A 6,363-nucleotide genomic window follows, 5' to 3' on the forward strand; every position below is an offset into this window, starting at 1 on the left:
GCCATGACCGAGTGGTATCTGTTCCTGCCGCAGGTGCGGTTGCCGATCGCCGACATCGTGGTGCGCGCGCGCCACGCCGAGGCCAGCGGGTTCGACGGGATCGCGTTCATCGACCATCTCGAGGCCCCCGGCCTGCCCGACGAAAGCATCTGGGAGGCAATGGGTATCGCCACCTGGGTGGCCGCCAAGACCGAGCGGTTGCGGATCGGCCACCTGGTGCTCTGCGACGCATTTCGCCATCCCGCGGTGCTGGCCAAGCAAGCGGTCACACTGTCGGCGGCATCCGACGGCCGATTCGAGCTGGGCCTGGGCTCCGGCTCGTGGCCCGCCGAGTTCGCCAAATTCGATGTCGGCCAGCAGGATCCGGGCGCTCGGGTGGAACAACTCGGGCGTCATCTCGATCTGCTCACGCAGTATTGGGACACTCAGCAGCCCCAGCCGGCGCATCGGATACCGCTGCTCCTCGGCGGAACCGGGCGCCGCACGATGGAACTCGTTCGTCGACACGCCGATTGGTGGAATATGCCCGCCAATCACCTCGATCGGCTGCCGAAGTTGATCCCGTCCGCCGGCTCGGCGCGGGTGTCGGTGCAACAGATGGTGGGTTTCGTCCGCCGCGGCGCCGACCCGGACGCGGTCCGCGAGGTGAGCACCCGGCGATTCGGCTACCTGGGCAACGGCCTTGTCTGCGGTGACGCCGGTCAGCTCGTTGAACACTTCGCGGGCCTGGCCGCTCAGGGGGTCGAACGGTTCTACGTGTGGTTCGCCGACTTCGCCGCCCCCGAATCGCTGCGCGAATTCGGCGAAACGGTGATCACCAGGTAGCGCGTCTGCTCACCCTCGTTGACGTCGCCGCGCCTCGGTAGGCACCACCGGGTCGCGGGCGAACGGGCCGCGGCGCACGGCGTTGAGCCGGATCTCGGGCAGATCCACCGACGGGTCTACGGTGTCCAGCCACGCGACCGCCTCGGCAACGTCGGAGACCTGGATCGCATACATCTCGAACGGAACATCTTGCAGCATCTCGGTTTCCACCGGGCCTGGCGTCACGATGTGCACGGCGATACCGTCCCGGTCGACCTCCAGAGCTAGCGCGCGGGCGAACGCGTTCATCCCGGCCTTGGACGCCGAGTAGGCGGTGCGGGCCATCATCGGCTCGTGCGCCGCCGACGAGGAGATGAACACCAGCCGCGAACCGGCGCGCATCCGCGGCAGCACCGCCGCGGTCACCACGAAGCACGAGTCCAAGTTGGCCGAGATGATCGCCTGCCACTGCTCGAAGGTCTGCTTGCGCGCGTAGGTGCCGCCCAGCATCCCGGCGGCGTGCACGACGAGATCGATGGTCTCCAGCGGGCTTATCGCCCGCTCGAACCCGACCGGATCCGACGCGTCGGCCACCAGGTAGCGCGCGCCGATCTGCTCGGCCGCGGCCCGCAGCGGCGCTTCGCGCCGTGCCGAGAGCACCACGTCGTAGCCGCGTTCGTGAAGCTTGGCCGCACACGCCTTGCCGATTCCACCGCTGCCGCCGGTGACGAGGGCGGTTCTCACGGCCCGGGCCGCGGGCGCGACAACGCCTGCGGTGACAGCGCATAGATCCGTTGATCGGTCCGGCCGGCCAGCACGTGGCTTTGGGTGTCGGCGAGGTGCCGTGCGGAGATGCGACGGGCCCGCTCGACGTCGCCGGCTTCGATCATCTCGGTGAGCTTGACATGCGTGTTGAGCGCGGCGCGGCGCTGGCTCAGCGACGGGTAGGTGCCGCGGGCCGCGCTCTCGTCGGCCCACTGTTGCTCGTGGCTGCTCCACAGCGTTTCCAGCGTGCCGACGACGGCGATGATGGTGCGGTTTCCGCAGCCGCGCACGACGAGATCGTGGAAGCGGCGGCCGATTTCGGTGAATTCGGGCCCGTCGTCGAGATGCTCGGCCATCGCCTCGTTGACCTGCTTGAGCTCGGGCACCAGCGTGTCGGCGCGGTCAGGCCGTTGCGCGGCCAGCGCTGCGCAGGCGGGTTCGAGTTCCAGCAATGCCGCGCCCAGATCGGCCACGCCGACCGACTCGCTTTGCAGCAGCAGGCCGAGCATGTAGGCGGCGCTGGTCTTCGCCGGTGCATGGACGACGGCGCCGCCCCGGTTGCCCCGTCGCACCGACACAAGACCCTCAGTCTCCAAAATCCGCAACGCTTCCCGCAACGAGACCAGGCTGACGTTGAACTGCTCGACGAGCACTTCCTGCCGCGGCAGCAGGTCGCCGTCGGCCAACTCGCCATCGATGATCTGGCGGCGCAACTCGTCGGCGACGATCTCGGCAATCCGCGGCGCCGACAGCCGGCGTCGTGCCTCGGGCCCAATTCCCAAAGCCGTCATCCGATCTCGGCAGCGACGCAGGACACAGCGGCGATCATCCGGCTATTTTAGCAGTAATGGCACAATAGTCAGGGTGAACGGCGGACCGACACCGTTGCAGGACATGCGCGTCGTCGAGATCAGCGACCGCATTGCCGGCAGTTACTGCGGCAAGCTGCTGGTCGACGCCGGCGCGGACGTCCGGAAAATCGAACCGCCACAAGGAGATCCGTTGCGGCAGTTCACCGCGAGCGGCTCGCCAGCGGCTACGGATTCACCGCTGTTCGGCTATCTCAACGCCGGAAAGCGCGGCCTGACCTGCGCGCCGAACTCCGAGCGGTACCGCGCCGAGTTGGCCGGCGCCGACGTGGTGGTGGTTTCCGCCAACCGGTCGCGGGCCGCCGAGCTGGCGATAGATCCACAAGCTCTGCTCACGCGGTGCCCGCAGGCGATCGTCGTGACGATCTCCGACTTCGGCTGGACCGGGCCCTACACCGACCGCGCCGCAAGCGAATTCACGCTGCAGGCCTGGGCCGGGTCGACCGGTTTCCGCGGCGATCCCGCGGGTCCGCCGATCGCCATCGGCGGCGACTTGGGGGAGTACATGGGCGGCGCGTTCGCGGCGTTCGGCGCGCTGGCGATACGCCGCCGCGTCGAGGGCGGCGGACCGGGCGAGCATCTCGACATGTCGATGCTCGAGGCGATGACTCTGATGCAGAGCAGCGAATGGCTGCACTCCCAGCTGTTGCAGGTTCCGCCGGTATCCCGCACCGTCGAGGTGCCCTCGATCGAGCCGGCCAAGGACGGCTATGTCGGGATCACGATGGTCACCGGCCAGCAGTGGCTGGACTTCGCCGCGATGGTCGAATGCCCCGAGCTGACCGAGATCCCCCAGTTGCGGTTCCAGATCGGCCGTTGGGAATACCGCGATTTCATCCGTGAGCGAATCGGCCCATGGCTGGCCGAACGCACCGTCGACGAGATCGTCGAACTCGGCCAGCTGTTCCGGCTGCCGATCGCTGCGCTGGGCAACGGCTCGACGATCCGCGACATGGCCTACATGACCGAACGCGGCGTGTTCATCCGCAATCCGGCCGGCTTTCATCAGCCCCGCACCCCGTGGCTGATGTCGCGATGCCAACCGGCGCCGCTGCGCAGCGCGCCGAAACTGGGGGAAGCGGACGGCGAAAGACCTTGGTCGCCACGGGAATCCGCGATCGAGAAGCCGGAGCACCGACTGCCCCTCCAGGGCGTTCGGATCGTCGACCTGACCGCGTTCTGGGCCGGCCCGGCCGCCACGCATCTGCTTGCCGCATTCGGCGCAGACGTCGTCAAGGTCGAGTCCATCCAGCGCCCCGACGGCATCCGCTATTCGGGCGGCATGCGCACCGACGTCGACGACTGGTGGGAGTACGGCTGGGTGTTTCACGCCATGAACACCAACAAGCGGTCGGTGACCCTGGACCTGGGATCAGACGACGGCCGTCGTCTCTTCATGTCGCTCGTTGCCGGTGCCGACGTGGTGATCGAAAACTTCTCGCCGCGGGTGATGGAGCACTTCGGGCTTACCGCGGATGCGCTGCTGGCGGTGAACCCGCGGCTGGTGGTGGCGCGCATGCCGGCGTTCGGGCTGGAAGGCCCGTGGCGCGACCGGGTCGGTTTCGCGCCGACCATGGAACAGATCGCCGGACTGGCCTGGGTGACCGGGCTGCCGGACGGTCCGCCGGTCGCCCCGCGGGGCGCCTGCGACCCGCTGGCCGGAGTTCACGCCGCGTTCGCCGTGCTGGCGGCGCTGGACCACACCGGGCGCACCGGGGAAGGCCAACTCGTCGAGCTGCCGATGATCGAAACAGTGTTGAACGCCACCGCAATTCAGCCCATGGAAGCCGAGGTCTTCGGCGTGACACTGAGCCGGCGGGGTAACCGCGGACATGGTTCGGCCATCCAGAATCTCTACCGCTGCGCCGGTGACGACGATTGGATCGCCGTGACAGTGGCCACCGACGAGCAGTGGCGTGCGCTGGTCGCGCTGATGGGCGGGCCGTCGTGGTGCGACGACGGGCGTTTGGATACCGTGGCCGGCCGACGGGCCTGCGCCGACGAGATCGATCGCCGGCTGGCCGACTGGCTCGCAGGCCAAGAGCTGGCCGCTGCGGTGGAAAGCCTTGCCGCAGTGGGGATTCCCGCTGCGCCGGTGGTGTCGCCGTCGCTGGTGACGGACAACCCGCAACTGCACGACCGCGGGTTCTTCGAGTCGCTTGAACATCCCCGAATCGGCACGGCGCTGTATCCGCGTCCGCCGTTCGCCCCGCTCACCGGACACTCGCGGTGGCTGCTGCGCCCGCCGCCCACCCTGGGTGAGCACAATGCAGAAGTACTTCGCGGCTTGTGCGGGTTGAACGACGCCGACCTCACCCGGCTGGCATCGGCCGACGTGATCGGCACCAGACCCAAGGGCGTATGACCGAGCGCAACGTCAGACGATGCCGACGCCCTGCGCCACCTGGGAAACCCCGACCACGGCGAAGATCGCAATGAGGACGTGGTGACGATGAGCCGACGCCCAGTCATGCAGCCGTCGTAGCACCGCTTGGGTTTTCGCCGGCGTGGCCAGGTACGCGACGAGGATGACCTCGACGACCACATACAGCAGAACGAGGTAGGCGACCGCTGCGGCGGCCTGCGTCCCGATCGCGGCTGCGGAGGCAACGATGATCGCGGCCACGAAGAGAACCCCGTCGACCGATACCGATACAACCCCGATGACCCATGCGACCCACAACGACCCGTTCTCCCACGCATCCTGAGCGCGGCCCAGCAGCCGCCGGATTGCGATCGGTGCATCGGAGTCCGCCGCCATGCTCGACGGGTTGTTTCCCGGTGCCACCAGGCGCGTTCGCTGCCGGGACAAGTAGCGCACCGTGATCAGCGCGGCGATCGACAAGGCAAACACACCTATCCCGAGTTGGATGTGCCGGACGGTGGAACTCGCGGCCGCGGTGCCCGACTCGTGCGTAACAGATTTGAACATCGGTGTGGAGTGCACGACGACAAGCGGGACAAGCAGGACGGGAACGCTCAACGTCAGTCCGCCAAGCCAGTAGGCGAGCAAGTTCAGCACGGGCCGTGGCCGAGAGATGATCAGGAGAGTCAGACCGAGACGCACCGGATGGAGTGCCCCCAGGAGCGCCAGCCCCAATACGGAGCTCCACATGGCCCGAACACTACCTTGTTGCCTCTGTGTTCTCCGTCGGGAGTTTTGAGGTTGGAGTGCTGCGCGGTGCAAAAGGGAGACCTGAGGAAATTGCGCAATCAGAGCACAACAGATTCACAAGAAATGCTCATTTAAGGTGCGCGACGGTGGCCGATTTAGTGTTATCCGACACGCGACGAATTGCTTGTTATGTGACATGCGGCGAATTAGCGCGAACGGAGTGCGATATTTTCCGGCCAAAAGCACATGTTTATCCCGATGTCCAGGGGGTAGCCTCGGGGCATGCCGACCAGCAGTACCGCGGTGCGGTCGTCGCTGTTCAGCTTGTTGGGGGGGCGTAGGGGACAACCAACTCGCCTGAGTTCGGTGCCCACCTCTTGCCGGCTGGCCGACGGCGGGGTGCCAGCAGATAGCAAGCGCCGCAGTATCTTTCGTGCGTATGCCGCGGGCGACTCGAGGGTCGTGGCGGCAGGGCCGAGATGGTCGGCGGGTCCGCCCGGGACCTCGCGTAATTTCCTCCTCGGTGGCATTTCCGTCCCATTTTTAATTAAACGAATGCCAAATACGTTGACGACGAGGAATGGCGCTGCTTATGAGCGACCTTCGCTCATGTTCCGGCGGTGGACTGGCGGGTGGTTAACGCCGAGCGGGCGCGCGCTAAGAGGCTGGACTATGTGGAACGCAATTGTCGCGAAATAGGGCCGAACTGTTTTGCATGAAAGGCCGGCGCGGGTTCGCGTATGTGATACATAGATGGGGTTCTCCCTCGCAGGGAGCCCTTCAATGGGGGGATGGTACAGGAGCACTTCA

At 66.8% G+C, this 6,363-nt stretch carries 5 protein-coding genes; 2 read left to right on the plus strand and 3 right to left on the minus strand.

The window, feature by feature from the left end:
* The first annotated feature begins 3 nt into the window (after positions 1-3).
* Positions 4-825 (plus strand): LLM class flavin-dependent oxidoreductase, encoded by an 822-nt coding sequence (locus G6N47_RS16335; protein WP_083134341.1) that lies wholly within the window; start codon positions 4-6, stop codon positions 823-825.
* Between the two features lie 9 nt (positions 826-834).
* Here G6N47_RS16335 and G6N47_RS16340 read toward each other — a convergent pair whose 3' ends face one another.
* Both G6N47_RS16340 and G6N47_RS16345 read right to left on the minus strand, forming a co-directional pair.
* Positions 835-1,548: an SDR family oxidoreductase gene (locus tag G6N47_RS16340; RefSeq protein WP_083134340.1), complete on the minus strand. Its 714-nt coding sequence runs from the start codon at positions 1,546-1,548 to the stop codon at positions 835-837.
* Positions 1,545-2,360 carry a FadR/GntR family transcriptional regulator gene (locus tag G6N47_RS16345; protein ID WP_083134339.1) on the minus strand — a complete coding sequence of 272 codons (816 nt, stop codon included), beginning with the start codon at positions 2,358-2,360 and terminating at the stop codon, positions 1,545-1,547. Before G6N47_RS16345 ends, G6N47_RS16340 begins: the two co-directional genes overlap by 4 nt.
* Before the next feature lie 103 nt (positions 2,361-2,463).
* Between G6N47_RS16345 and G6N47_RS16350 the strand changes: the two genes are divergently transcribed.
* Positions 2,464-4,803 carry a CaiB/BaiF CoA-transferase family protein gene (locus G6N47_RS16350; RefSeq protein ID WP_083134355.1) on the plus strand — a complete coding sequence of 780 codons (2,340 nt, stop codon included), beginning with the start codon at positions 2,464-2,466 and terminating at the stop codon, positions 4,801-4,803.
* Positions 4,804-4,815: 12 nt separating this feature from the next.
* Here G6N47_RS16350 and G6N47_RS16355 read toward each other — a convergent pair whose 3' ends face one another.
* Positions 4,816-5,553: a GAP family protein gene (locus tag G6N47_RS16355; RefSeq protein ID WP_083134338.1), complete on the minus strand. Its 738-nt coding sequence runs from the start codon at positions 5,551-5,553 to the stop codon at positions 4,816-4,818.
* Between the last annotated feature and the right edge of the window lie 810 nt (positions 5,554-6,363).

The organism is Mycobacterium branderi (assembly GCF_010728725.1).
Classification (GTDB): Bacteria; Actinomycetota; Actinomycetes; order Mycobacteriales; family Mycobacteriaceae; genus Mycobacterium; species Mycobacterium branderi.

Excerpts from the sequence above, each read along its gene's own strand:
- G6N47_RS16345 (WP_083134339.1), bottom strand. The coding sequence starts at position 2,360 with ATGACGGCTTTGGGAATTGGGCCCGAGGCACGACGCCGGCTGTCGGCG.
- G6N47_RS16335 (WP_083134341.1), top strand. The coding sequence starts at position 4 with ATGACCGAGTGGTATCTGTTCCTGCCGCAGGTGCGGTTGCCGATCGCC.
- G6N47_RS16355 (WP_083134338.1), bottom strand. The coding sequence starts at position 5,553 with ATGTGGAGCTCCGTATTGGGGCTGGCGCTCCTGGGGGCACTCCATCCG.
- G6N47_RS16350 (WP_083134355.1), top strand. The coding sequence starts at position 2,464 with ATGCGCGTCGTCGAGATCAGCGACCGCATTGCCGGCAGTTACTGCGGC.